Genomic DNA, 23,383 nt, shown 5'->3' with positions numbered 1-23,383 from the left:
ATATATCCCTCTATTTACGTACTTTGGATGCAAACAAGCCTTCCGGACGCATCATCAAGATGATGACGATGGTCATCAAGGTCGCCACTTTGCCCATTGAACTGGTCATAAAAAATTGCAATATCGATTGGGCCTGGGCGATGCCGAAGGCCGAAGCGATGGTGCCCATCAGGCTGGCCGCGCCGCCGAATACCACCACCATGAAACTGTCGACGATGTATAAAGAGCCGGTCGTAGGGCCGGTGGATGCAATCGTGGTGAAGGCTGCACCGGCGACGCCGGCAATCCCGCAACCCAAAGCAAAGGTCAAGCGGTCCACTTTTTTGGTATTGATACCCACCGCACCCGCCATCACCCGGTTCTGCATGGTCGCCCGGACGCGCAGGCCCCAACGTGAGCGGTACATGAACAGGTAGACGCCGACGGTGACGATCAAAGCCAATCCCATCACGAACACGCCGTTAATCGGAATGTCGATATCCTCGGTGGGCTTGAAGGAACCCAACAGCCATTCCGGTAATTCGGCGCTGACTTCCTTGGCGCCAAAGGTGGAGCGAAAAATCTGTTGCATGACCAGACTTAAGCCCCAAGTCGCCAACAGCGTATCCAAAGGCCGTTTGTAAAGATGGCGTATCAACACATATTCAATGAGATAGCCGATCAAAAAGGCGAGGATGAAGGCCGCGACGATCGCAAATACAAAATAGGAATTGACGATGTCGTATGACACCGCAATTTTTGACATAAATACCGTGGTGTAAGCGCCGACGGCCATGAATTCGCCGTGGGCCATATTGATCACACCCATCTGCCCGAAAATAATGGCCAGGCCCAACGCCATCAACAGTAGGACGCTAAACAGGCTCAATCCGGAGAAGCCCTGCATCACCACGATGTTGCCCACTTCTTCCATCGAATATCCAAACATAAGGCCTCCCGCTAACTTACTGACATGAAACAACTCGCGTTTAAAACACCGTGGCAACCGCCAAATTGCGGGTTGCCACGGTTGGCTCGCTTAGCGCCTTGGCGCTTATTGGTAACCTTTAGGGAATGGGTCGGGCGCGATCAAATCAGACTCGTACACCACATCGGCTTGACCGTCTTTCCGCCATTGACCGATCCGCAACTTACTATGCAAGTGGTGGTTAGGATCGACTTTGACGTAGCCTTCCGGCGCGGTTGTCAACTCGTAACCGGGTAAGGCCGCCACGGCTTTGTCGACATCAAAGCTACCGGCGCGTTCGACCGCTGCTTTCCATAGCCAGGGGCCTAAATAGGCGGCTTGGGTGACGTCGCCAATGACGGCAGCGTCGCCATAAGCTTTCTTGAAGTCGGCCACGAATTTCTCGTTGTTAGGATTTTTCAGGGACTGGAAGTATTTCATCGCGGAATAGAAGCCTTCCAGGTTCTCGCCGCCGATACCCAGTACCTCGTCCTCGGTCACGGAGATGGTCAGCATGTTTTGCTTTTTGGCGTTCAGACCGGCTGCGTTCAATTGCTTGAACCACGCCACGTTACTGCCGCCCACCACCGCTGCGTAAATCACATCCGGTTTTTTCAGTTTGATTTTGTTGATAACAGAACCGAACTGGGTGTCGCCCAAGGCGATGTATTCCTCACCCACCACGGTGCCGCCCAGGTGTTGCTCGATGTGTTTCCGGGCAATTTTCATGGAGGTACGTGGCCAAATGTAATCCGAACCAATCAGATAAAAGGTTTTGGCTTGTTTCTCTTTGGCGATCCAATCCAGACCCGCGAGAATTTGCTGAGTAGCTTCCTGGCCGGTGTAAAACACGTTTTTCGATTGCTCCAAACCTTCGTAGAAAGTTGGATAGAACAGCAGGCCGTTATCTTTTTCAAACACCGGTAATGCCGCTTTCCGTGACGCCGAGGTCCAGCAGCCGAATACGGTGGCTACTTTGTCGTTTTCCAGCAGCTTCTTGGATTTTTCCGCGAAGGTGGGCCAGTCGCTGGCGCCGTCTTCCTGGATCACCTCGATTTTTCTGCCCAAAACGCCGCCCATTTCGTTAATTTGGGCAATCGCCAATTTTTCCGCCTGGATGGAGCCAGTTTCGCTGATGGCCATGGTGCCGGTGGCGGAATGCAAAATGCCCACCTTTACCGTGGTATCGGTGACGGCCAGGCCAGTGGTGTTGACCGTCGCAGTCGGAAAATCGGCGGCGTTGGCGACATTGATGCCAATCGGCAAGCCCAGTGCTAGCGATACGGCGACTAAAGCCGTGGTCTTTTTCATAAATTGTCGTCTATCGGAATTACTCATTTAGTTTCTCCACATTGATAAATCAAACTCTCCGGATTTGCCGAATAGACAAATCCATTTACCGCGTCACACGTTGTTAAATCTCTCTTCAATTACAAAACGGCTAGTGGCCGAGCATCCAAGGTCTTGCGGTTTTCTTGGTTTGCATCTGGAAGCCGTTTGCTTGGTCTTTGTTACCGTTGCTACTGGCCTTTGTAGTGTCCTTACTCGGCTTACAGGTATGCGCACCGCTGCATCCGCAACTGGAGCGGCGTACCGATTTAGGTTCGTGCGCCGATCGTTCGTTGGTTTCGTGAGCCTGGCGTTGCGCCTTGCCCAACAATGCAAAATGCGGCGCGGAAATCACCCGCTCGCTGACTGCTCCGCACTGCGCGCAAATGGCGGGACTGGCGGATTCACTCATTTTCCGGATTGCGGTAAACGGCCCGCAGTCGTGACAGTGATACTCGTACAAAGGCATAGCCAAACTCCCTATCAATTGCCGAACTAACTGGTGAATGCCATATCGGTAGTACCGGTGATAATTTTGCTCGGCCCATCGGCATTCGGTTTTAGGTCAAAATCGAAGATCTCGGTCGGTAACCACAAGGTCGCGCAGGCGTTGGGGATGTCGACGATGCCGCTGATATGGCCTTCGACCGGCGCGGTACCGAGAATCGACAAGGCCTGCGCGCCGCTGTAGCCGAATTTTTTCAGATACTCGATGGCATTCAGACAGGCTTGGCGGTAAGCCACATGCACGTCCAGATAATGTTGCTTGCCTTGCTCGTCGACCGAAATGCCTTCGAAAATCAGGTAGTCGCGATACGCCGGTGACAGCGGGCTGGGTTGGAAGATCGGGTTTTTGATGCCGTATTTTTTCACGCCCTCTTTGATCAAGCTGACCTTGATGTCCAGATAGCCGGCCATTTCGATCGCGCCGCAGAAGGTGATTTCGCCGTCGCCTTGCGAGAAATGCAAGTCGCCCATGGACAGACCGCCATCCTTGACGTAAACCGGGAAGAATACTTTGGAGCCTTTGGTGAGGTTTTTAATGTCGCAGTTACCGCCGTGGTCGCGCGGCGGCACGGTTCTGGCGCCTTCCGCCGCGGCTGCGACGGCAGCTTCGCCGGTTAAGCGGCCCATGACGGCTGATTGCGGGTTGGGGGGCAGCGCCAAGGCCGGCACCCGGTCCGGGTCGGTCGCGATTAACGCCGCTTCCCTGGCGTTCCAGTTTTCCAGCAATTCCCGGGACGGTAAGCAACCAATCAAACCGGGATGCATGATGCCGGCAAACTTAACATTGGGAATATGGCGGGAGGTGGTGTAGATGCCGTGAAAATCCCAGATGGATTTGCGCGCTTCCGGATAATGGTCTGTCAGGAAGCCGCCGCCGTTTTCCTTGGCGAATAGGCCGTTGAAGCCCCATTGATAGTCGTCCAGGGTGCCGACATCCAGAATTTCCACGACCATCAAGTCGCCGGGTTCCGCGCCTTCCACGCCTATCGGGCCACTTAAATAGTGTACCTGGGTCAAATCCACATCGCGGACGTCGTTGGCACTGTCGTTGTTGCCAATCTGGCCGCCGGTCCAGTCCATGCATTCGACGCGAAATTCGTCGCCGGGTTTGACCATGGCGACCATCGGCAGGTCCGGATGCCAGCGGTTGTGGATCAGACCATCCTGTTCCCAGGGCTTTTTGTCTAAATCTAACTTAATTAACGTTTTCATGCGGCCTCCTCAACGGTGAATTTCAATGACAAGAAATTAATGCTGCGGTTAAAGCCCTTGCGATAACACCATTCATATAAAATCCCCTTGTTTTGCGTAATCTCGATGGAAATAAAGGCAGTCTTTTGTAAGGCGTGTTAGCAGTTCTGCCGGGGTTCATTGTTAAATTCGCCGACCGTTCCCACAATTCGTCAGATGACTCATTAGTCATTTGACGTATGGCAGGCAACGCAGGGCTTCCGTAGAGTGAACTTGAACCGTTAGGAGAGTATTGTGAGTAGGTATAAGCTGTTTTTAAGACATATCCGCGCCGGGTTATGGGTATTGCCCTGGTGTTTTCTGGGGCAGGCAGTGGCCGCCAGCGGAGTGGAGGCCATCGATCGGGCGTCGATTAGCGGCATCGTGATTGATGTGGCTGATCAGAACCTCGGGCAGTTTGGTTTCAAACTGTCGCCCAGCTTGATTGCCGAGCAGGTCGGCAAGAATTTGGCGGAGTGGCAGTATCCGGTCAAGTCAAGCCGTGTGGATAGCTCGCATACGCTGCTGATCAGTTTGGGGAAAGCGGCCACCGGCGATACCCCGGTCGGTTTTTCCTGGACTAGCGGTGATTCGGACCCGCGTGGCCTGGGGTTTCAAAAAGCCAAGGTGCTGCCGATCAGTTGCCATCTAAAAAAAATTGGCAGTGACGAAGCCAGTATCGAAAACAAGGCGACCGTCAGCGCCCATCAACTCATCGATGAATCCAACCAAAGCAAAGTCACTGACAAAGTCATCGATCATGTCAGCACCGTGTGTTTTGATTTGTTGGATGAACTCAAGCTGCCTGCGACGGGACACCGTATGGATACCCACACCTTCAAACCGGGCTGGATGCCGGATGTGCAAGTGGAAGTAAAACAGGTGCCGGCTCTATCTAAACCTGAAGATCCGGCGGCCACGCGGGTCGAGGAGGTCGGCGGTGAGACCAAGAAGCAGATCATTATTCACAATCAAGGATCGCCGGTAATCCTTGAGTTTGGCTACGAGCGTAAGTGATTCGTGTGGCTGTTGATACGCCGTCGGGGGCGATTGCCTAATCCTGGGTGTGGTCAGCAGTCATCCAGGATGTTAAAAGGTGTTGCGCTGCGATGGTAGCGTTTAATGCTGGTTCGCGCCGACATCTAAAATTCGCCGGCGCGTTAGATACTCCTGAGCCATGAAAACCATTCATCAAAACATCACCAAAATCCGCCGGGAATATAACGGTCTGGTCGCCAACGAGACACTGGAAGACTATGCCTTGCGTTTTGCGCCGCGCCGGTTCCGGAAATGGTCGGAGTTTGAGGTTGCCAATACGGCTTTCGGTTCTACGTCGTTTTTGGTATTGGAGGCGATCGGCGGATTCCTGTCCATCAATTATGGTTTTACCAATGCCGTTTGGGCCATCGCCATCGTTGCTGTCGTCATCTTTATCGTCAGTTTGCCCATCGGCTATTACGCGGCCCGCTACCATATCGACATTGATCTTTTAACTCGCGCCGCCGGTTTTGGCTACATCGGCTCGACGGTGACCTCGTTGATCTATGCGTCCTATACGTTCACGCTGTTCGCACTGGAAGCCTCAATCATGTCGTTGGCCATCGAGCTGTATTTCAATATACCGCTGGAGGTTGCCTATATCGTCAGCGCCGTGGTGGTGATTCCGCTGGTGACGTTTGGGATTACCACGATTAGCCGAATGCAGCTGTGGACGCAACCGCTTTGGTTGTTGTTGCTCGTCGCACCCTATATCGCGGTGGCCTTGCGGGAGCCAGAAGCACTAGAAACCTTGAGTACTTATTTCTGGATCGCCGGCAGTGGGCAAGGCTTCAATTGGTTATTGTTCGGTACAGCGGCGACGGTGGCGTTTTCCATGGTGGCGCAGATTGGCGAACAGGTAGACTTTCTAAGGTTCATGCCGCAAAAAAACCAGGCAAACAAAACCCGCTGGTGGCTGGCCATGGTGGCTGCAGGGCCTGGCTGGATTGTGTTTGGCGCATTAAGGCAACTGTTGGGGGCGTTGCTGGCGCATTTGGCGATCCGCCATGGTATCAGTCCCGCGCATGCCCACGAACCGACGCAAATGTATCTGGTAGCGTATAACGAATTGTTTGACGATCCAAAATGGGCGTTGGCGGCTACCACTCTATTTGTGATTGTCAGTCAAATCAAGATCAACGTTACCAATGCCTACGCCGGCTCCTTGGCGTGGTCCAATTTCTTTTCGCGATTAACCCATAGTCACCCGGGGCGTGTGGTGTGGTTGTTTTTCAATGTGCTGATTGCGCTGTTGCTGATGGAGTTTGGCGTGTTTGGCGCCTTGGAAAAAGTGCTGGGCTTGTTTTCGCATATGTCGATTGCCTGGATCAGTTCCATCGCCGCCGAGTTGATGATCAACAAGCCTTTTGGCTTAAGTCCCAAAGTGGTGGAGTTCAAGCGCGCGTATCTGTCGGATTTAAATCCGGTAGGCATCATTTCCACGTTTTGCGCGTCCTTGCTGTCTATCTTGGCCTACGCCGGGGTATTTGGGGTCTATCCGCAGGCGTTCTCGGCGTTTATTGCCTTGGGATTGGCGTTTGTATTGGTGCCGGCGATTGCTTACTTATCGGACGGTAAACATTATCTGGCGCGGAATCGGGAGGAGAATAATCGTAAATCGCACAACAAATGTTCGATCTGCGAGAACGAGTTTGAACACGAGGATATAGCCTATTGCCCGGCTTATGCCGGCAGCATCTGTTCCTTGTGTTGCACCTTGGATGCGCGCTGTCTGGATGGCTGCAAAGTAGGTTTTCGTTTTGAAGACTATCTGGAAAAACTCGCTCGATGTTGCATGCCGGCGGCGATGAGTTTGGACGCCCGCCTGAGGTTGCTGCGCTTTACCTTGATGTTTTTGTTTTTGTCGGTGTTGAGCGGCATTTTTGTCAGCATTATTTACTATCAGGATTTGCTGAGCGTCGAACACGACATGGGGGCGTTTCAGTTACTGCTGAATAATTTTCTAAAGATTTATGCGTCGTTGCTGGTGTTTATCGGGCTGTGTACCTGGTGGTTGATTCTGAATGCAGAAAGTCGCCGCGTCGCGCATGAGGAAACGGCCAAGCAAACCCAGTTGCTTTTGATGGAAATCGAAGAGCATAAACAGACGGATGGCAAACTGCAACGGGCTTTGAAAATGGCGGACACCGCCAATCAAGCGAAGAGTCGATTCCTGAGCAATATGAGCCATGAAATTCGTTCGCCCTTGAACAGTATCATCGGCTACGCGCATATCCTGCATCAAGATCCCAGTATTCCGGCGCACCGCCAGCAAGCTGTGGAAACCTTGAAACGCAGCGGTGAGCATTTATGCGCGCTGATTGAGGATATACTGGATATTGCCCGGATCGAAGCCCGAAAATTTGAATTGAAGTACCAGCCTATTCATTTTCCGGATTTTATTGATCATTTGGTACACACCTATAAATTGCAGGCCGAAGACAAGGGTCTGAATTTTGTCTGTCAGATTTCTCATACCTTGCCACAGCGCATCCGGGGCGACGAAAAGCGGGTGGGGCAGATCTTGATCAATTTGCTTAGCAATGCGGTGAAATTTACCTCGGCTGGGGACATCGTGTTTCGGATTGGTTACAGCGGTGGCGTGGCCAATTTTCAGGTGAGCGATACCGGTAGCGGTATCGACGAAGAGCAGTTGCAGGATATTTTTCAGCCCTTCACCCGCTTGCATAATCCCACCGGCAACGCGGTGGCCGGTAGCGGTTTGGGCTTGACGATCAGCAAGATTCTCACCGAGGTCATGGGTGGGGAGTTGACGGTGAAAAGCCAAATCGGCCAGGGTTCCACCTTTACGGTGCGCTTGTTGCTGCCCAGTCTGGGGGCGGAGGCGGATGCCGATCCCAAAGCGGCGATTATTGGCTACCAGGGTCCGCGCCGAAAAATCTTGGTGGTAGATGACCAACGCGATCACCGCGAGTTATTGCTGTCCATGCTGGAGCCTTTGGGTTTTTATTTGAGTGAGGCGTGTTCCGGCGAAGAGTGTTTGTTCAAAGTGCCGGAAAATCCACCCGACATCATTTTGTTGGATATTTCGATGACCGGAATCAGCGGTATCGAAACCGCGATGCAGTTGCGTGATCAGGCATGGACCATGCCGATCCTGGTACTCAGCGCCAACGCTTATCCCAGCGATCGCTTGGCGGCTTTGAATGCCGGTTGTAACGACTTTTTATCCAAGCCGATTCAAGTGCCGCAGTTAATGAAGAAATTGAAGTTGTATTTGTCGTTGGCTTGGTTATATCAGAACGAGGTTGCGCCAGCTGCCACGGAAAAAGCAGCCGAGCCGCTGATAATGCCGCCGCCTGAGTTGTTAACTGGGTGTGTGGAATGCGTGCGGATTGGCGATTTATTAGGTTTGAAAAAGGTCTTGGAACAGCTTGCCGAAACCGAGCCGCGTTACGGTGCTTTTTTTGCCAAACTGATAGCGTTGGCCAGTCAATTTCGGATAGGCGAAATTAGAAAACTATTGAATATGCACAAACAGGAGGTGTCCCGATGATGGCAGCATCTGTCGTAAACGGTACGGTATTGATTGTCGATGACACGCCAGGCAATCTGGCCTTGTTGTCGGATACCTTGTCGGAAGCCAACTATCGGGTGTTGGTGGCAACCGATGGCTGTTCGGCGATTGAGCAGATTCAATACATTAAGCCCGATATCATACTCTTGGACGTGATGATGCCCGGTATTGATGGCTTTGAAACCTGTAACCGCTTGAAGGCGGATCCGGATACCGCGCCTATCCCGGTGCTGTTCATGACCGGGTTAAGCGAGTTGGAAAGTTTGCTGCGCGGCTTTGGCGAGGGTGCGCTGGACTACATCGTCAAGCCGATTCGGCCAGCCGAGGTGTTAGCGCGGATTGAAGTGCATTTAACCCAAACCCGCAATTTGCGGCGCGCCCAGAGTTTGTTGGATCATCATGATTTTGCGGCAGTCGCCATCGACGGGATGGGGCGTATCGTTTGGTTGACGCCGGCAGCCAGCGAATGGCTGGAAGATTTTGCCGAATTACAGGGGGTTGGGCAAACAGCCGACGATGTGCTGCCGGAATCCTTGCAAGGTTGGTTTCAGCGCTGGCTGCGGCAAAGTGGTAAGAGTGATATGGAAGCCGATGCAGAGCCGTACCGCCTTGCGCCGGGTTTTACGCTTCGAGTCAGCGCCTGTCAAAACCCGGACGAATACCTGTTGTTATTGCAGCGCGAAGACGCGCAATGGACGCCGGAAACCCTGCGCGACAAGCTGAAGCTGACCTTTCGCGAGGCCGAGATTTTGATGTGGATTGCCCGCGGCAAGACTAATAAGGAAATCGGCATCATCCTCACCACCAGTCCCAGGACCGTGAACAAACATCTGGAGCATATCTTTGAAAAGCTCGGCGTTTCCACGCGGGCGGCGGCGGTGGCGATGGTGTTGCAGCGGGGGTGATTAGGCAATAAAAAAGGCCGGCAACTTTGGGTTGCTAGCCTTTTTTTGTTTGAAGCAATGTGCCGGGCTTTACGGCATATACATGCCGCCATTCACATGCAGCGTTTCGCCGGTGATGTAGGAAGCTTGTTCGGAGGCCAGGAACGATACGGCATGGGCAATTTCTTCCGGCTGACCCAAGCGGCCCAGCGCAATTGAACCCAGCAGTGCATTCTTGATGTCTTCCGACAGTTCCTTGGTCATGTCGGTATCGATAAAGCCCGGCGAGACCGTATTGACGGTAATGCCGCGTGAACCCGCTTCTTTGGCCATGGATTTGGCAAAGCCGATCATGCCGGCTTTGGCTGCCGCGTAGTTGGCTTGGCCGGCGTTGCCGGTGGAGCCGACCACCGAGGAAATATTGATGATGCGGCCGTAACGGACTTTCATCATGCCGCGCAAGACGGCTTTGCTCATCCGGAAGATCGAAGTCAGATTGGTGCTGATGATGTCGTCCCATTCCTCGTCTTTCATCCGCATCAACAGGTTGTCGCGAGTGATGCCGGCGTTGTTGACCAGTACTGCCGGTGTGCCGTAAGCGTCGCCGGTGGTTTTGATAAAGCTGTCGATGTCGGCAGCGTCGGCGACGTTTAATTTGTAGCCTTTGCCGTTGTCGCCCAGATAAGCGGAAATAGCCTCAGCGCCGCTATCGGAGGTGGCGGTGCCGACCACAAAAAAGCCGTCGGCGACTAATTTTTCGGCAATGGCCCGGCCTATGCCGCGGCTGGCGCCGGTAACAATGGCGAGTTTTTTATCCACGGAGTTGCTCCACAACGTTGTCAATGGTTTCGGGGTCGTAAATGGTGTAATGCGTTGCATCAGGCGCTATGCGTTTGTTTAAACCGACTAATACTTTGCCGGGCCCGCATTCAACAAAAGCGGTGACGCCTTGTTCGTGCATGAATTTGACGCTTTCCACCCACCGCACTGGTTTGAACAATTGTTCTTTTAGCGCGTAGCGAATCACTTCCGGCGAGCCGTGCGATTTGACGTCGGCGTTGTGGATCAGCGTGCTATTGGGCATCTCGACGTTAAGGCTTTGCAATATTTCGTTTAATTTGTCGGAAGCCGCTTCCATCAATGCGCAGTGGGACGGCACGCTAACCGGTAGTTTTAATGCACGTTTGGCGCCCAGCGCTTTTAAGGCTTCCATCGCTCTTTCCACTGCGGCGGTTTCGCCCGCAATCACCACTTGGCCTGGGGCATTGAAATTGGCGGCCGCAACGATTTCGCCATTGGAGACTTCGGCACAGGTGTTAACGACTTGATGATCTTCCAGGCCCAGAATAGCCGCCATCGCGCCTTTTCCGGCTGGTACCGCTTCCTGCATCAGGCGGCCGCGCTCGGCGACCAGGCGAATGGCGTCTTCATAACCCAGCGCACCGGAACAGACCAGGGCGGTGTATTCACCCAAGCTATGGCCGGCCATCCAGGCGGGTTTGATGTCGGTTTTTTCGCACCACGCCCGCCACACCGCAACGCCGGCCGCCAGCATCGCCGGCTGGGTGTTATGGGTTTGATTTAAGTCGGTGTCCGGGCCGTTGGCGACCATATTCCACAGATCGAAACCCAGCACGTCGGAAGCTTGTTCGAAAGTCTGCTTGACCAATGGGTTGGCGGCGGCCAGCGTGCCCAGCATGCCGACAGCTTGTGAGCCTTGTCCGGGAAATACGAATGCCAGATTGTAACTTTGTTCTATCGTCGTCATGTTTAGTACCTGATTAATGCGGAACCCCAGGTAAAACCGGCTCCAAAAGCTTCCATTAATACGGTTTGTCCGCGTTGAATACGGCCGTCGCGCACGCCTTCGTTAAACGCCAGTAACACGGAGGCGGAGGAGGTGTTACCCTGGTTCTCCAGGGTCAGAATCACTTGATCCATGGACATGCCCAGCTTTTTGGCGGTGGCGGCGATGATGCGCGTATTGGCCTGATGCGGCACCAGCCAATCGATGTCGCTTTGCTGCAAGCCGTTGGCTTCCAAGGTTTCATCGACGATGCGACCCAGCGTGTTGACTGCCACCTTGAATACTTCGTTGCCGCGCATGCTGATGTAGGCGGCTTCGTTTTGTTTGGCGACTGCCGCAACCTGAGGATTGGGGCAATATAATAAATCTTCGTAGCCGCCGTCGGAGTGGATATGCGTGGACAAGATGCCCGGCTTATCGCTGGAGGTCAGCAAAATCGCGCCGGCACCGTCGCCGAACAGAATACAAGTGCCGCGGTCGGTCCAATCGACGATACGCGAGCAAATTTCCGTTCCGACCACTAACACATTTTTGGCAAAACCGGTTTTCAAGTATTGATCGGCGATGCTGAGCCCATAAACGGAACCCGAGCAGGCGGCCTGAATATCGAAACCGACGCATTGCTTGATGCCCAGGCGTTCCTGCAACAGGCAGGCCGTACTGGGATAGACGCGATCCGGTGTGCCGGTGGCGACGATGATCATGTCGATCTCGTCAGCTGCAATTCCGGCTGCGTCAATGGCTTGTCTGGCGGCGATTTCCGCCATGCTGGAAGCGGTTTCGTCGGGACCGGCTATGCGGCGGCTTTTGATACCGGTTCTTTCGTAGATCCAGCTGTCGGATGTGTCCACCGTGGCGGATATATCGTCATTGGTGCGGATGGTTTCGGGCAGATAGCCGCCCGTACCGATAACATGAGTCCAGCGTGTCATTCATCAACCTTTTGGGCCAGCGCGAGTTCTAGTTTTTCGCTGATTTTACGAATAAGGCCCTGTGCGACTTCGACTTCCGCCAGATGAATGGCGGTTTCGAAAGCCAGAGCGTCGGCGCCGCCGTGGCTTTTGATCACCAAGCCGCGTAGGCCGATGAAACTGGCGCCATTGTAGAGGCGCGGGTCTATACTGTCTTTGAAGCGTTTCAGAACAGGATACGCGATCAATCCGGCTAATTTGGTCAGCCAGTTTTGCGAAAAACTGTCTTTCAGTTTGCTGCCTATCATTTTCGCCGCGCCTTCGATAGATTTTAGGGCGATGTTGCCGACGAAACCGTCCGAGACGATTAAATCGACTTTGACGCTGCCGGCGTTAATCGAATTGCCTTCCACGTAACCGATGTAATTCAGTCCGGAGCTTTCCAGCAATTTAGCGGCGGCTTTGACTTGTTCGTTGCCTTTCATGTCTTCTTCGCCGATGTTCAACAAACCGATACGAGGGCGTTCGATTTTTTCCACGGCCTTGACCACTTCTTCGCCCATGACGGCAAATTGGTAGAGTTGTTCGGCGCTGGAATCGACATTGGCGCCTAAATCGAGCATGTGGGTGTGGCCGAAAGTAGACGGTAGTGTGGAAATAATCGCCGGGCGTTCGATGCCGGGAATCATTTTCAGTACGAAACGGGCTGTTGCCATTAATGCGCCGGTGTTACCTGCGCTGACACAGGCGTCGGCCTTGCCTTCCTGTACCAGATTTATCGCCACGCGCATGGAAGAATCTTTTTTGTTCTTCAAGGCTTTTTGCGGCGCTTCGTCCATCTCGACGACTTGCGAGGCGTGTTGAATACTGATCCGACCTTTGAACTCGACCAGCGCTTGGGATAGCAGGTTACCAAGAACCGCCTCATCGCCCACCATGATCAGATTTAAGTCCGGACTTTTTCGTAAACAGGCCAGTGAAGCAGGTACGGTCACTTGAGGACCGAAATCCCCGCCCATGGCATCAATTGAGAGAGTTGAGCTCACGCTTAGGACTAACTCCAGAAGTTGAAAGGAGCCAACAGCTGTCCAGCGACGTGTTGGCTTACTCAGAGACTATCAATAAATCAAATATTACTGCCCGTCGTGCTGACGATTGCGCGGGAAAACGCGATGCTTGCGGCCCGTCTTTGACTAAGGGCTGCTCGACTCGATTTGCGAATAAATTACGAGTCGGCCTATGGCAGTTTAAAACGATTAATCTTCGTCGTTGCCGGCAATGATTTGACGGCCTTTGAAGAAACCGTCCGGCGTCATGTGGTGACGCAGATGGGTTTCGCCGGTCAACGGATCCTGAGACAGGGTTTTACCGACTAATGCATCGTGTGAACGACGTTGACCGCGTCTGGAACGCGATACTTTGCTCTTTTGTACTGCCATTTCAATCTCCAGTTTTTTTAAGTTTTGCTAAAACAGAAAAAGGGTTGTTAGCCTTAGTCTGACTATCTGTTGCGCTGTAATCGGCATCTTCCGAACGGTTGTGGGCGAGACAATTGTGTTCATGCCGAGGGTAGTCGGGCAAAGCCAGCAGGATTTCGTCTTCGATCACCGTGTTCAACGATACGGTGTCGCCGTCCAGCAATAGCGGTTCGCAATCGTCCAGTTGCTTTGCTTCCTGTAGCGAAGCAACAACAGCCAATTTAAAATCGATATCCAACGGCCAAGCCAGTGCTTGTAAACAAGACTGACACGCCAATTCCACAACACCCTCGATATGGCCGGCAACGACAATGCGTTTACCTTCCTTACCAAATTCGACCTTGGCGCTAACACTGCCACCATGATCGATCACGCTACCAGACAAGCGCTCGAGCGCAGCGATTTTTATATCCCCGGAAAACGCGCCGCGTCTTTCGGCGAATAATAAGGGATCGATAAGGTCGGGAAACTTGTCTGACATAACTGTACAATGATACAGATAACTAACTGTTGCGTCAAACGCACACCGACTCAAATCACTACCTAACCGATGACCGCCATAGTCCTTGCTTCGAGTTCGAAATACCGTTGCCAGTTGTTGGAAAAACTGGGTCTTGCTTTTTTAAGTTGCAGCAGTGACGTCGATGAGAGCCCGCAAGCCGGCGAATCGCCCTATGCTTTGGTGCGCAGATTATCGCTGGCGAAGGCTGAAGAAGTCGGCAAAATATACCCTAATCATTTAATCATCGGTTCCGATCAGGTTGCCGTGCTGGACCAAGAGATATTGGGAAAACCCGGCGGGCGCGACGCGGCAATTCAACAACTTGCCAAGCAATCCGGCCGGACCGTGCAATTTTATACTGGAGTCTGCGTTTTTAATAGCGTATCGGGCCGGCACCTGAGCGATATGGATGTTTGTAGTGTGCAATTCAAAACGCTGACCTCGTCGCAGATTGAAAAATACATTGATTTGGATCGGCCCTTCGACTGTGCCGGCAGCTTCAAATCCGAGGGTTTGGGGATCGCGCTATTTAGTAAAATTGTCGGCGAGGACCCCAATGCATTAGTAGGATTGCCCTTGATAAAATTGGTGGCTTTACTCGACAAGTTTGGGGTCAATATTCTCTGATTTACCGCGACTTACGGTAGCAGAAAATGCTTGCCAGTACCGTTTAGTGAAATTTTTTGTTCGGTCCGAGTAATTCAAACATCTGCAAAAACTCCTCTTCCACCTGCTCCATTATCGAAATGGTTTGCTCTCGTGTCAGACGCACCAGCGTTAACGATTGGTTAGAAAATTCAGCTACGGCTATTTCCAAGCCATCGGCTTGTTGGCCGCTATCGACCAAGCGCGCCGCCATATGCAGTAAATGAGCGTCCAGTTTGTGTATTTGGGCATCGGCAGGATTCAGATAACAGCCTATGGTTTCGTAGAGGGATTCCGGTAAGCCCCAGATTTTTAGTAATTCCCCGCCGACCTCAGCATGAGTGAAACCAATCAGTTCTTGTTCGAAACCGGCCAACAAAGCGCGGTTGTGGTCTGCGGCAAGCAATACGCTTAGATATTGCTCGGGCATTTTTTGACTGAGTATCAGTGAGCCTATGTCGTGTAAAAGGCCGGCCAGAAAAAGTCTTTCGGTATGCAGCACGGCGCTGGCTTTTGCCAGCAGTCGGGCTATCACCGCGCAATGAATGCTGCGCATCCAAAACGAGGTCATGTCGATCAGTTCGCCGGGGATTTTTCCGAAGCGATCAACGACCGTGGTTGCCAATACCAGGTTACTCAAGTCGTCGATGCCTATTACGGTAACGGCGCGGGAAATGGTGTCGATTTTGGCTTGAAAACCGTAGAAAGGACTATTTACTACCCGTAACAAACGCGCACTGAGTGCAGGGTCCTTGGCAATGACCTTGCCGATGTCAGCCAGAGAATAACGCGAATCCCGAATCATTTCGCTGAGTTGAAAATAAATATCGGGCAGGGAAAACAGTTCGGTCGAGCCGGCAATCAATTGCTTGAGGGCAGCAGCTTTCAATTAACTCTTCCGATACAGCGCCATCACGTGCTGCACATAATTGCGGGTTTCGGGATAGGGCGGCACGCTATTATTGTATTTCATCACCGCGCCTTCGCCGGCATTATAACCGGCTACCGCCAAGGTCAGATTGGAGTTGAACATCGCCAGTAAATCTTTCAAGTAGCGGGTGCCGCCATCGACATTCTGTTCGGCATCGCGCCGGTCGGTCACGCCATAGCGGCGCGCGGTATCCGGCATCAGTTGCATCAAGCCCACCGCGCCGGCCGAGGACACCGCATTGGGGTTATAGGCCGATTCGGCTTGAATCACCGCATGCAGCAGTTTTGGGTCCATTTGATGTTTGGCCGCGGCCTTGGCGACTAAGTCGTTGAACTTGAGCTTGTTGCCCGACATGAACTTTAGGTCGTGTTTATAAGTACGCGGTCGGGTGCGAATGATCAAGCGGTAATCAAAGCCCTTTTTCGGTTCGTCGGTGTAATACACCCGACCGCTAGGATCGGTGTATTTAAAAATGTCGGCCCCCGCATCGGTGATGAGCGCTATCGATAGTGTGGCAATCAACAGGGGTTTCATCGCGTCACCTTTTACCGATTGGACTCATTCAGTCACACGAATTAGGCTGGCGGCCTGTAACGCTTTAGCGCGAGCATCATTGACGTTGTCGGCCGTGGCGAGCGCCACACCCATGCGCCTTGACACGAAAGCCTCCGGTTTGCCGAACAGGCGAATGTCGGTGTCTGCGACCGCCAATGCTTGTGCCAAGCCTGCATAGCTCACGGTTTTGGCGTCTATGCCGCCTAAAATCACCGCGCTGGCGGCGGTTTTATCTAGCGCCGTGTTGACCGGCAGGCCAAGAATGGCGCGGGTATGCAAATCAAATTCGCTCTGCCGCTGGCTGGCCATCGTCACCATGCCGGTGTCGTGCGGTCTGGGGCTGACTTCGCTAAACCAGACTTGATCGCCGGCGATGAATAATTCCACACCAAACAAACCCAAGCCGCCTAATGCGGTAGTCACTTTGTCGGCGATTTGCTGAGATAACTCAACGGCCTTGCTGCTCATCGCCTGTGGTTGCCAGCTTTCCCGGTAGTCGCCGTTCTCCTGGCGGTGGCCGATGGGTTCGCAGAAATAGGTTTGCACTTGGCCGTTGCTATCCAACGCCCGGACAGTGAGTAGCGTAATTTCAAAATCAAAGTCGATTTTCGCTTCGACAATCACTTTGCCGGTGTCGGCACGACCGCCGGCTTTGGCGTAGTCCCAGGCGGCTTTTAGCTGATCGGCGCTTTTCACCATGGACTGGCCTTTGCCGGACGACGACATCGTTGGCTTGATAAAGCAGGGGTAGCCTATGCCGCTATCAATTGCGCTCCTCAATTGCTCGAAGGTGTCGGCAAAAGCGTATTTCGATGTCGGTAGACCTAGTTCAGCGGCTGCCAGCTCGCGGATGCCTTCACGATTCATAGTCAATTGAATCGCCCTAGCATTAGGGACAATAGTGGTTTCACCTTGAGCTTCAATCTCCGCTAAGGCCTCGGTGGCAATCGCTTCGATTTCGGGGATGATGTAATGCGGCTGTTCGCGGGCAATCAGGGTTTTTACTGCTGTCGCGTCGGTCATATCAATCACGTGGCTGTGATGCGCCACCTGCATAGCCGGGGCACCGGCATAGCGGTCAACCGCAATCACTTCCACGCCATAGCGTTGCAGCGAAATGGCGATTTCTTTGCCTAATTCGCCGCTGCCCAGCAATAAAGCTTTGGTGGCGCTGCCGCTGTCAGGGGTGCCGATTTTCATGATTTTGCTAAATAGTTATCGATGTCTTGTTTGGAGAAACCAATTTTCTTCGCGACCCGGTCGGCGTGGCTGACTCTGGAAATGCCGGCGATCAATTTAAAAGTCGGCAAGTCGTCGGCAAATTCCACTTGTTTAGGCACGGCGATTTTTCGTTTCACGAACTCATCCACCAATTGATGGTTGTGGGTAATCAAAATAGTACTGTTACCTTTGCGGTAAAAACCGTCCAGCACGTCGATAGACGACTGCATCTTCTCTTCAAAAGTAGTGCCTTCCGCCATTTCGTCAAGCACCACCAAGCTTTTTGCGCTGCTGGCCAAGAAAATATCGCGGGTACGTTTCAATTCCGTACCGAAACGGCCTTCGCCGTCATCGAGATGGCTGATCTCCGGGCATTGATAGAAAATGCGGTCCGCCACGCTTAAATTGGCAGCCTGAGCCGGCACGAAACAACCGATCTGCGCCAACAATTGAATTTGCGTGATGGTTTTGCAAAATGCGGTTTTGCCGCCGCTGTTCGGACCGGTCACGCACACCAGACGTTCGTCGTCCATGCTGAAATCGTTGCCGACATAGGCGGGATTTTTCTGGCCCAGTACCGGGTTTTTCGCGGCGACTAATTTGATATTGTGACGTTCGCTGGCATTCAGTTCAGGTAGTACCATCTCGCTGCCGAAGTCTTCAGCGTATTTAATAAAAGCCAATAACTCATCCAACTGACCCAGACCGTCCAGCATGTCGCCGAGCGCCTGCGAATTTTTATAAATGTTACGCAGGGGTATGATGCAGTTGTCTCTATCGTAGCCGCCAATGACCGGAATATAAGCCAAGGCTAAGGGCAGGAAAAACACCGAAGCTACCGACAAGCCGTCGCGGGTGACCTGGAACATATCGGTCGGGAAAATCTGCATCAAGCCCCAGATGGCGGCGATCAGTAGAGCGATCAACATCGGTTTGAACAGGGTGGGGCGGAAGATTGTCGCCGGTGAGAAGGAGTTTTTGCGCTCTTCTTTGCTTTGCAGGCCTTTTTCGCTGTTGTAAACCGGGCCGACCATCAGCGAGTATTCGTTGCTATGCGAAAAATTGCCGATTTTCTCGAACACGCTTTGCAGGTAAGGGCTTTGCGGTTTGCCGGAGTTGTAGATCGCACCGACCAGATTCAAGACCACGCGCACACCACGCACGTATTGTTTGTAGCCGTAACCTTCGATTTGATTATCCTCTCGAGCCGTGCCGAAACCGCCGAGAAACTCGCCGAACAATAACAAGTAAAGCCGGTTTTCCGAAGCGGCGGCATTGGCGATAATGTTTTCCACATTGGCGCGCACATCGGGGTTGTCTTGAATTTCCCGCACTGCGGCTTGTTTGGCGGCTATCGCCTCCAGATTATCCAAGGGTTGGCTTAGCGAACGATACAGCACCGATTTACCGGCGGTGGTGCTGGCGTAGTTGACGTAATCGAACAATTCGTCCACTTCTATGGTGTTAAACGCGCCTTGGTCGATGACGCCTTCACCGGTGGGCAAGGGGTGGCTCGAGCGCACTGTCGGCCATTCGTCGTTCCAGCTTTGTAAGATGTTTTGTTGCATATTACCCCCGGTTTTTTAGTGGCCGCGCTTTATTTAGTGCACGGTTTTAATTAAATCAAGCATCACCTCGACATGAGCGTCGCTGTCGTTTAAACACGGAATATAACGATACGTCTCGCCACCGGCTTCCAGAAATATCTCTTGGTTGGCGATAGCGATCTCTTCCAGCGTTTCCAGACAGTCTACCGAGAATCCCGGACAAATCACGTCGACATTTTTGACGCCTTTCTGCGGTAGTTCTTGCAACACTTCCACGCAGTACGGTTTCAGCCATTCGGCTTTGCCGAAGCGCGATTGAAATACCAATTTCCATTGTTGGTCTTTGAGGCCTAATTGCTCGGCGAGCAGGCGGCCGGTGGTTTGGCATTGATAGAAATACGGGTCGCCCCATTCGGTCAGTTTGGCCGGTAAGCCGTGAAATGACAGCAACAGCAATTCCGCTTGGCCGTTGGCTTGCCAATGCTGGCGGACTGATTGCGCCAGGGCTTCGATGTAACTGGGGTGTTCATGAAAGTCGCTGATGAAGTGCAGGCCGGGCATGTGCCGCCAACTGACAAATTCCTCGGCCACCACGTCGAAAATCGAGGCGGTAGTAGTGGAGGAATACTGTGGATAGAGTGGCAGGATAACGATTTCGTGGACGCCTTGTTTTTGAAAATTTTGCAATTTTTCCCGCAACGCCGGCTTACCGTAGCGCATCGCGCAATCGATGATTAAATCGGCGCCGTCTATACCGGTAAAACCTTGCAATTTGGCGGTCAGCTTTTCGGTGAATACGATCAAGGGCGAGCCTTGCTCGGTCCAGATCGATTGATAGGCATGCGCCGATTTTTTAGGGCGAAACGGCAGCACGAACAAATTCAGGATCAGCCACCACAAGGGTCTGGGCAGATTGACCACCCGCGGGTCGCCGAGAAATTCGCGCAGGAAGCGGCGTACGTCGCCGGTTTTTGGGGAGGCGGGCGAGCCCAGGTTGACCAGTAACACCCCGATCTTTTTTTGGCCGGTTTCAGTCATGGTTACTTGCGATTGATCAGGTTCAGGAATTCGGAACGGGTGCTTATTTCTTCTCTGAAGATACCCAGCATGACCGATGTGGTCATCACCGAGTTTTGTTTTTCCACGCCGCGCATCATCATGCATAAGTGCTTGGCTTCGATGACTACCGCTACGCCGCGGGCGTCGATGGCGGTTTCCACAGCCTTGGCGATTTGCCGAGTCAATTGTTCTTGAATTTGCAGCCGCCGACCGTACATATCAACGATACGGGCCAGTTTGGACAAGCCCAAGACTTTGCCTTTAGGCAAATAACCGATGTGGCATTTGCCAATAAAGGGCAATAAATGATGCTCGCACAAAGAGTAAAGCTCGATGTCTTTTACGATCACCATGTCTTCGGTATCGGCTTCAAATATCGCGCCGTTCAATACCTCTTCCAGGGTTTTTTCGTAACCGTTATTCAGGAATTTGAAGGCTTTAGCGGCACGTTTAGGCGTGTCCCGCAAACCTTCCCGATTCACATCTTCGCCTATTGCTTGAATGATTTTGGAGAAATATTCTTCCATTGCCGCCCTCGAGTAAAAAAATGTCGTGAGTATACAGCATCAAACTGTAAATTCTAAGGCGTCCAAAACCACCTGGCTACCGGCGCCAAAACGGGTGGCGTTTTCGCTGAGATGGCGGCGCCAGGCCCGCGCGCCATCGACCCCATGAAACAGCCCTAGCATGTGTCGGGTGATGCAATGCAGTCTCACGCCTTGTTGTAATTGCTGCTCTATATAAGGCAACAGGGCTAATACCGTTTCTTGCCGCGACGGGATGGAATGCTCGTCGTTAAACAAGCGCCGGTCTACTTCTGCTAGTAGATAGGGATTGTGATAAACCTCCCGGCCTAGCATGACGCCGTCAAGTTGCTCTAATAAATGGAGCGAGCTATCCAAGGATTCGATGCCGCCGTTGATAACAATATTGAGCATCGGAAAATCGTGTTTCAATTGCAACACCACGTCATAACGTAGCGGCGGTACGTCGCGATTTTGCTTGGGTGAAAGCCCTGATAGCCAAGCTTTGCGGGCGTGCACGATAAAGGTCTCGCAACCGGCCGCCGCTACAGTGCTTATGAAGTGTGTCAGTTCTGCGTAAGAATCGCGATCATCGATACCAATCCGCGATTTCACCGTCACCGGCATCAATACTGCTTCCCGCATTGCCGCTACGCATTCGGCGACCAGTTCGGGTTCTGCCATTAAGCAGGCGCCGAAGCGGCCATTTTGCACGCGATCACTGGGACAGCCGACGTTTAAATTGATCTCGTCGTAACCATAGTCGGCGGCAATTTTGGCGCATTCCGCTAAATCGGCTGGATTGCTGCCGCCTAGCTGTAAAGCCAGTGGGTGTTCCTCTGAGCTGAACTGTAAATGCCGGTCGCGGTTGCCGTGCAAGATGGCGCCGGTGGTGACCATTTCCGTGTATAGCAAGGCATGGTGGGATAAAGTACGGTGGAAATACCGACAGTGTCGGTCAGTCCAATCCAGCATGGGGGCGACTGAGAATCTGTAGGTTAGGTGTTTGTCAGCTTGGGAGGGGGGATGGTCGCGGTCAGCGGTCATGGGTGGTTCTGGTGGTTGGGAATCAGGATTCAAATTGGTGAGTTTATTATACTTTGCCGGGCTGAATAAAAACCGCAATAGGAAATCAGCCCGTGCTGAAGGCTGAAGCAGGAAGGCGATAGGAGAATATCAGTCTGCTTTATCGGCGTAGTTGGTCAGTTCTTTAAACCAACGCGGCCTGAAAATCACTAGGTATAAACCGATGCTGCTGGTAATCGGGATGGGGCTGACACTAAACAGCATAAACACGACAAAGACAATCGCACAGTTGATTCTGCTCAGGCTTGTCGGATGCGTATTGGCCCGCTGCTATCAGATGAAGCTAAAAGTTAACAACTTGCATCTAAATGTTGCAGATAGATCAAAAAAAGCCTTGGTGCCGTGTTGACGTCGCCTTGACGAGTGACTTGGGATTCGGGATGGCTATCTGGGTTGTCCGCGCGGACGATTCAAAATTATACGGATTGCCGAAAAACACTCATTTGTATTGTTTGCTAGCTTTGTTTTCGGCCAGGCTTCCAACGCATTTACTGTAAGTTTGTTTGTTATGAAACTGATGGAGCGAATTGCTAACCGGCTGGACCAACGCACGAGTGCCGGGTTTTAGAGGGCGGGAGGCAAGTGCGTTAATCGTTTCCATGCTCCCTATGCATTGCTTGGGTTTTGGCATGGTTGCGGCGGGGGCGTTTTGGGTGGCCAGAAATACGCCGATTATGATCAGTACGAAGCTTATGCCGCAGCGCTTTAATTCGCGTATACAAGTTTTCAGGATGTCTTCGGAATTCATAGTTTGTCTCCTTATGTTGGGGTTATAAAAACTTAGCGAGCTGATGCGCATGTTTCAGGTATTCGCGCCAATCGTTTCGCTGTGGGCAGCTAAGGCGCTGAATAACGACGCCATTTCGCGATCCGGTTGAACGTGGCCTCAAGCCTACGATGGTTATCGGCAAACTTTCATTGTGGCGCGGCCAGCCTTATAACAAAGCCATGCTTAAACCAATCTGAAGTGAATTTTTGCCACGCGGTTTTTTGTATGTATTTCTTGGTGAATTTCCAGTGCTTCACTACGCATCTGGGCGCAAAATGCACAGAGGCCTTCGTGGGCGGTATGTGACTTTTCATGGGCTGACAATAAGTCGCCGCACCTTTTGCAACGAGTAATCTGCTGGAGTGTTTTCATGGTGATCACCTCGTAATCCGAATATCTGAAAATAATGCGCTATGGGTTTGTTGGGTATTCCGCTCTTCGTCATTGCAGAGCTACTTTATGTAGCGCAAAACCAATGCCACTACAAAACCGCGTGCACCTTAATTATTCTAAGTAATTGTTTATGCATTATTTTATGAGCTGGCAATGCTGGAAAACAGTGAAAAAATGCACAAGAAATTGTTGATTTCAGCACTAAATATCGTATCGCTTACGAAATGTCGTACAAGGTGTCAGCGCCAGTCGATGATGCAGGGGCGTTAGACGCTTTTGCAGGTTTAAAGTTGGTATGAATTTTTAGGTTAATGGCTGTCGCTACAGGGGTATCTCCAGCGCTGGCTTGAAGATTTGTAATTGGCGGGCAAATGCGGGTTTAATCAAATCTACCTCTGTCTTGAATGATGCTGCTCAGGTGTTTGATCTGCACTTAAGTTTTGACGAAATATCGTCAACCATTCAAAAATATGTGATACATTT

General features: G+C 52.2%; 22 protein-coding genes. 4 read left to right on the top strand and 18 right to left on the bottom strand.

The window, feature by feature from the left end:
- Positions 1-10 precede the first annotated feature (10 nt).
- The 4 genes from urtB to fmdA form a co-directional block, all read right to left on the bottom strand.
- Complete coding sequence (urtB, locus tag ACWAU0_RS00400) at positions 11-928, bottom strand: urea ABC transporter permease subunit UrtB (protein WP_319962509.1); 918 nt, start codon at positions 926-928, stop codon at positions 11-13.
- Positions 929-1,033: 105 nt separating this feature from the next.
- Entirely contained in the window at positions 1,034-2,284 is a 1,251-nt protein-coding gene (gene urtA / locus ACWAU0_RS00395; RefSeq protein WP_458138017.1) for an urea ABC transporter substrate-binding protein, read from the bottom strand.
- Positions 2,285-2,387: 103 nt separating this feature from the next.
- Positions 2,388-2,744, bottom strand: coding sequence for an FmdB family zinc ribbon protein (locus ACWAU0_RS00390; RefSeq protein ID WP_319962511.1), 357 nt, complete (start codon positions 2,742-2,744; stop codon positions 2,388-2,390).
- A 26-nt stretch (positions 2,745-2,770) separates the two neighbouring features.
- The gene (gene fmdA, locus ACWAU0_RS00385) at positions 2,771-3,994 is read right to left on the bottom strand and encodes a formamidase (protein WP_319962512.1); all 1,224 of its coding nucleotides are present in this window, start codon (positions 3,992-3,994) and stop codon (positions 2,771-2,773) included.
- 273 nt (positions 3,995-4,267) lie between these two features.
- Between fmdA and ACWAU0_RS00380 the strand changes: the two genes are divergently transcribed.
- From ACWAU0_RS00380 to ACWAU0_RS00370, 3 genes are all read left to right on the top strand, one after another.
- Positions 4,268-5,029 (top strand): hypothetical protein, encoded by a 762-nt coding sequence (locus ACWAU0_RS00380; RefSeq protein ID WP_319962513.1) that lies wholly within the window; start codon positions 4,268-4,270, stop codon positions 5,027-5,029.
- 160 nt (positions 5,030-5,189) lie between these two features.
- Positions 5,190-8,567 carry a hybrid sensor histidine kinase/response regulator gene (locus ACWAU0_RS00375; RefSeq protein ID WP_458138016.1) on the top strand — a complete coding sequence of 1,126 codons (3,378 nt, stop codon included), beginning with the start codon at positions 5,190-5,192 and terminating at the stop codon, positions 8,565-8,567.
- A complete protein-coding gene (locus ACWAU0_RS00370; protein WP_458138015.1) occupies positions 8,564-9,493 on the top strand; it encodes a response regulator in 930 nt (309 codons plus the stop codon). Before ACWAU0_RS00375 ends, ACWAU0_RS00370 begins: the two co-directional genes overlap by 4 nt.
- A 69-nt stretch (positions 9,494-9,562) precedes the next feature.
- Here ACWAU0_RS00370 and fabG read toward each other — a convergent pair whose 3' ends face one another.
- From fabG to ACWAU0_RS00340, 6 genes are all read right to left on the bottom strand, one after another.
- The gene (gene fabG, locus ACWAU0_RS00365) at positions 9,563-10,291 is read right to left on the bottom strand and encodes a 3-oxoacyl-ACP reductase FabG (RefSeq protein WP_458138014.1); all 729 of its coding nucleotides are present in this window, start codon (positions 10,289-10,291) and stop codon (positions 9,563-9,565) included.
- Positions 10,284-11,240, bottom strand: a complete 957-nt coding sequence (gene fabD / locus ACWAU0_RS00360) for an ACP S-malonyltransferase (protein WP_458138013.1) — start codon at positions 11,238-11,240, stop codon at positions 10,284-10,286. Before fabD ends, fabG begins: the two co-directional genes overlap by 8 nt.
- Before the next feature lie 2 nt (positions 11,241-11,242).
- The gene (locus ACWAU0_RS00355; protein WP_458138012.1) at positions 11,243-12,211 is read right to left on the bottom strand and encodes a beta-ketoacyl-ACP synthase III; all 969 of its coding nucleotides are present in this window, start codon (positions 12,209-12,211) and stop codon (positions 11,243-11,245) included.
- Positions 12,208-13,236 (bottom strand): phosphate acyltransferase PlsX, encoded by a 1,029-nt coding sequence (plsX, locus tag ACWAU0_RS00350; protein WP_319962519.1) that lies wholly within the window; start codon positions 13,234-13,236, stop codon positions 12,208-12,210. The genes ACWAU0_RS00355 and plsX overlap by 4 nt, the downstream gene beginning before the upstream one ends.
- Positions 13,237-13,446: 210 nt before the next feature.
- Positions 13,447-13,629, bottom strand: coding sequence for a 50S ribosomal protein L32 (gene rpmF / locus ACWAU0_RS00345; protein WP_033158926.1), 183 nt, complete (start codon positions 13,627-13,629; stop codon positions 13,447-13,449).
- 1 nt (position 13,630) lies between these two features.
- Positions 13,631-14,149, bottom strand: coding sequence for a YceD family protein (locus ACWAU0_RS00340; protein WP_033158927.1), 519 nt, complete (start codon positions 14,147-14,149; stop codon positions 13,631-13,633).
- 69 nt (positions 14,150-14,218) lie between these two features.
- Between ACWAU0_RS00340 and ACWAU0_RS00335 the strand changes: the two genes are divergently transcribed.
- On the top strand, positions 14,219-14,797 hold the full coding sequence (locus tag ACWAU0_RS00335; RefSeq protein WP_033158928.1) for a Maf family protein: 579 nt from the start codon (positions 14,219-14,221) through the stop codon (positions 14,795-14,797).
- Positions 14,798-14,840: 43 nt separating this feature from the next.
- Here ACWAU0_RS00335 and ACWAU0_RS00330 read toward each other — a convergent pair whose 3' ends face one another.
- The 8 genes from ACWAU0_RS00330 to ACWAU0_RS00295 all read right to left on the bottom strand — a co-directional run bounded on the left by ACWAU0_RS00330 (position 14,841) and on the right by ACWAU0_RS00295 (position 22,879).
- Entirely contained in the window at positions 14,841-15,704 is an 864-nt protein-coding gene (locus ACWAU0_RS00330) for an HDOD domain-containing protein (RefSeq protein WP_101051674.1), read from the bottom strand.
- The gene (locus ACWAU0_RS00325) at positions 15,705-16,280 is read right to left on the bottom strand and encodes a lytic transglycosylase domain-containing protein (RefSeq protein ID WP_033158930.1); all 576 of its coding nucleotides are present in this window, start codon (positions 16,278-16,280) and stop codon (positions 15,705-15,707) included. It abuts the gene before it with no gap.
- Between the two features lie 24 nt (positions 16,281-16,304).
- Complete coding sequence (gene purT, locus ACWAU0_RS00320) at positions 16,305-17,501, bottom strand: formate-dependent phosphoribosylglycinamide formyltransferase (RefSeq protein WP_033158931.1); 1,197 nt, start codon at positions 17,499-17,501, stop codon at positions 16,305-16,307.
- A complete protein-coding gene (locus ACWAU0_RS00315; protein ID WP_458138011.1) occupies positions 17,498-19,090 on the bottom strand; it encodes a MutS-related protein in 1,593 nt (530 codons plus the stop codon). The genes purT and ACWAU0_RS00315 overlap by 4 nt, the downstream gene beginning before the upstream one ends.
- A 33-nt stretch (positions 19,091-19,123) precedes the next feature.
- A complete protein-coding gene (gene hemH / locus ACWAU0_RS00310) occupies positions 19,124-20,107 on the bottom strand; it encodes a ferrochelatase (protein ID WP_458138010.1) in 984 nt (327 codons plus the stop codon).
- A gap of 2 nt (positions 20,108-20,109) precedes the next feature.
- Complete coding sequence (gene folE / locus ACWAU0_RS00305; protein ID WP_033158934.1) at positions 20,110-20,655, bottom strand: GTP cyclohydrolase I FolE; 546 nt, start codon at positions 20,653-20,655, stop codon at positions 20,110-20,112.
- A gap of 39 nt (positions 20,656-20,694) precedes the next feature.
- Positions 20,695-21,699: a tRNA dihydrouridine(20/20a) synthase DusA gene (gene dusA, locus ACWAU0_RS00300; RefSeq protein WP_171694588.1), complete on the bottom strand. Its 1,005-nt coding sequence runs from the start codon at positions 21,697-21,699 to the stop codon at positions 20,695-20,697.
- A 991-nt stretch (positions 21,700-22,690) separates the two neighbouring features.
- Positions 22,691-22,879: a hypothetical protein gene (locus ACWAU0_RS00295; RefSeq protein ID WP_171694590.1), complete on the bottom strand. Its 189-nt coding sequence runs from the start codon at positions 22,877-22,879 to the stop codon at positions 22,691-22,693.
- Positions 22,880-23,383: the final 504 nt, after the last annotated feature.

The sequence above is a fragment of the Methylomonas sp. Uni0009 genome (genome assembly GCF_054188105.3).
Note: the sequence above shows the minus strand (reverse complement) of the source record. Positions and strands in the feature narration are given on the sequence as shown.

Coding starts and splice junctions, on each gene's coding strand:
- ACWAU0_RS00335 (WP_033158928.1), top strand. CDS start 14,219: ATGACCGCCATAGTCCTTGCTTCGAGTTCGAAATACCGTTGCCAGTTG.
- urtB (WP_319962509.1), bottom strand. CDS start 928: ATGTTTGGATATTCGATGGAAGAAGTGGGCAACATCGTGGTGATGCAG.
- rpmF (WP_033158926.1), bottom strand. CDS start 13,629: ATGGCAGTACAAAAGAGCAAAGTATCGCGTTCCAGACGCGGTCAACGT.
- hemH (WP_458138010.1), bottom strand. CDS start 20,107: ATGACTGAAACCGGCCAAAAAAAGATCGGGGTGTTACTGGTCAACCTG.
- ACWAU0_RS00390 (WP_319962511.1), bottom strand. CDS start 2,744: ATGCCTTTGTACGAGTATCACTGTCACGACTGCGGGCCGTTTACCGCA.
- urtA (WP_458138017.1), bottom strand. CDS start 2,284: ATGAGTAATTCCGATAGACGACAATTTATGAAAAAGACCACGGCTTTA.
- purT (WP_033158931.1), bottom strand. CDS start 17,501: ATGAAAATCGGCACCCCTGACAGCGGCAGCGCCACCAAAGCTTTATTG.
- ACWAU0_RS00370 (WP_458138015.1), top strand. CDS start 8,564: ATGATGGCAGCATCTGTCGTAAACGGTACGGTATTGATTGTCGATGAC.
- ACWAU0_RS00295 (WP_171694590.1), bottom strand. CDS start 22,879: ATGAAAACACTCCAGCAGATTACTCGTTGCAAAAGGTGCGGCGACTTA.
- ACWAU0_RS00340 (WP_033158927.1), bottom strand. CDS start 14,149: ATGTCAGACAAGTTTCCCGACCTTATCGATCCCTTATTATTCGCCGAA.
- ACWAU0_RS00355 (WP_458138012.1), bottom strand. CDS start 12,211: ATGACACGCTGGACTCATGTTATCGGTACGGGCGGCTATCTGCCCGAA.
- folE (WP_033158934.1), bottom strand. CDS start 20,655: ATGGAAGAATATTTCTCCAAAATCATTCAAGCAATAGGCGAAGATGTG.
- dusA (WP_171694588.1), bottom strand. CDS start 21,699: ATGACCGCTGACCGCGACCATCCCCCCTCCCAAGCTGACAAACACCTA.
- ACWAU0_RS00325 (WP_033158930.1), bottom strand. CDS start 16,280: ATGAAACCCCTGTTGATTGCCACACTATCGATAGCGCTCATCACCGAT.
- fabD (WP_458138013.1), bottom strand. CDS start 11,240: ATGACGACGATAGAACAAAGTTACAATCTGGCATTCGTATTTCCCGGA.
- ACWAU0_RS00375 (WP_458138016.1), top strand. CDS start 5,190: ATGAAAACCATTCATCAAAACATCACCAAAATCCGCCGGGAATATAAC.
- ACWAU0_RS00315 (WP_458138011.1), bottom strand. CDS start 19,090: ATGCAACAAAACATCTTACAAAGCTGGAACGACGAATGGCCGACAGTG.
- fmdA (WP_319962512.1), bottom strand. CDS start 3,994: ATGAAAACGTTAATTAAGTTAGATTTAGACAAAAAGCCCTGGGAACAG.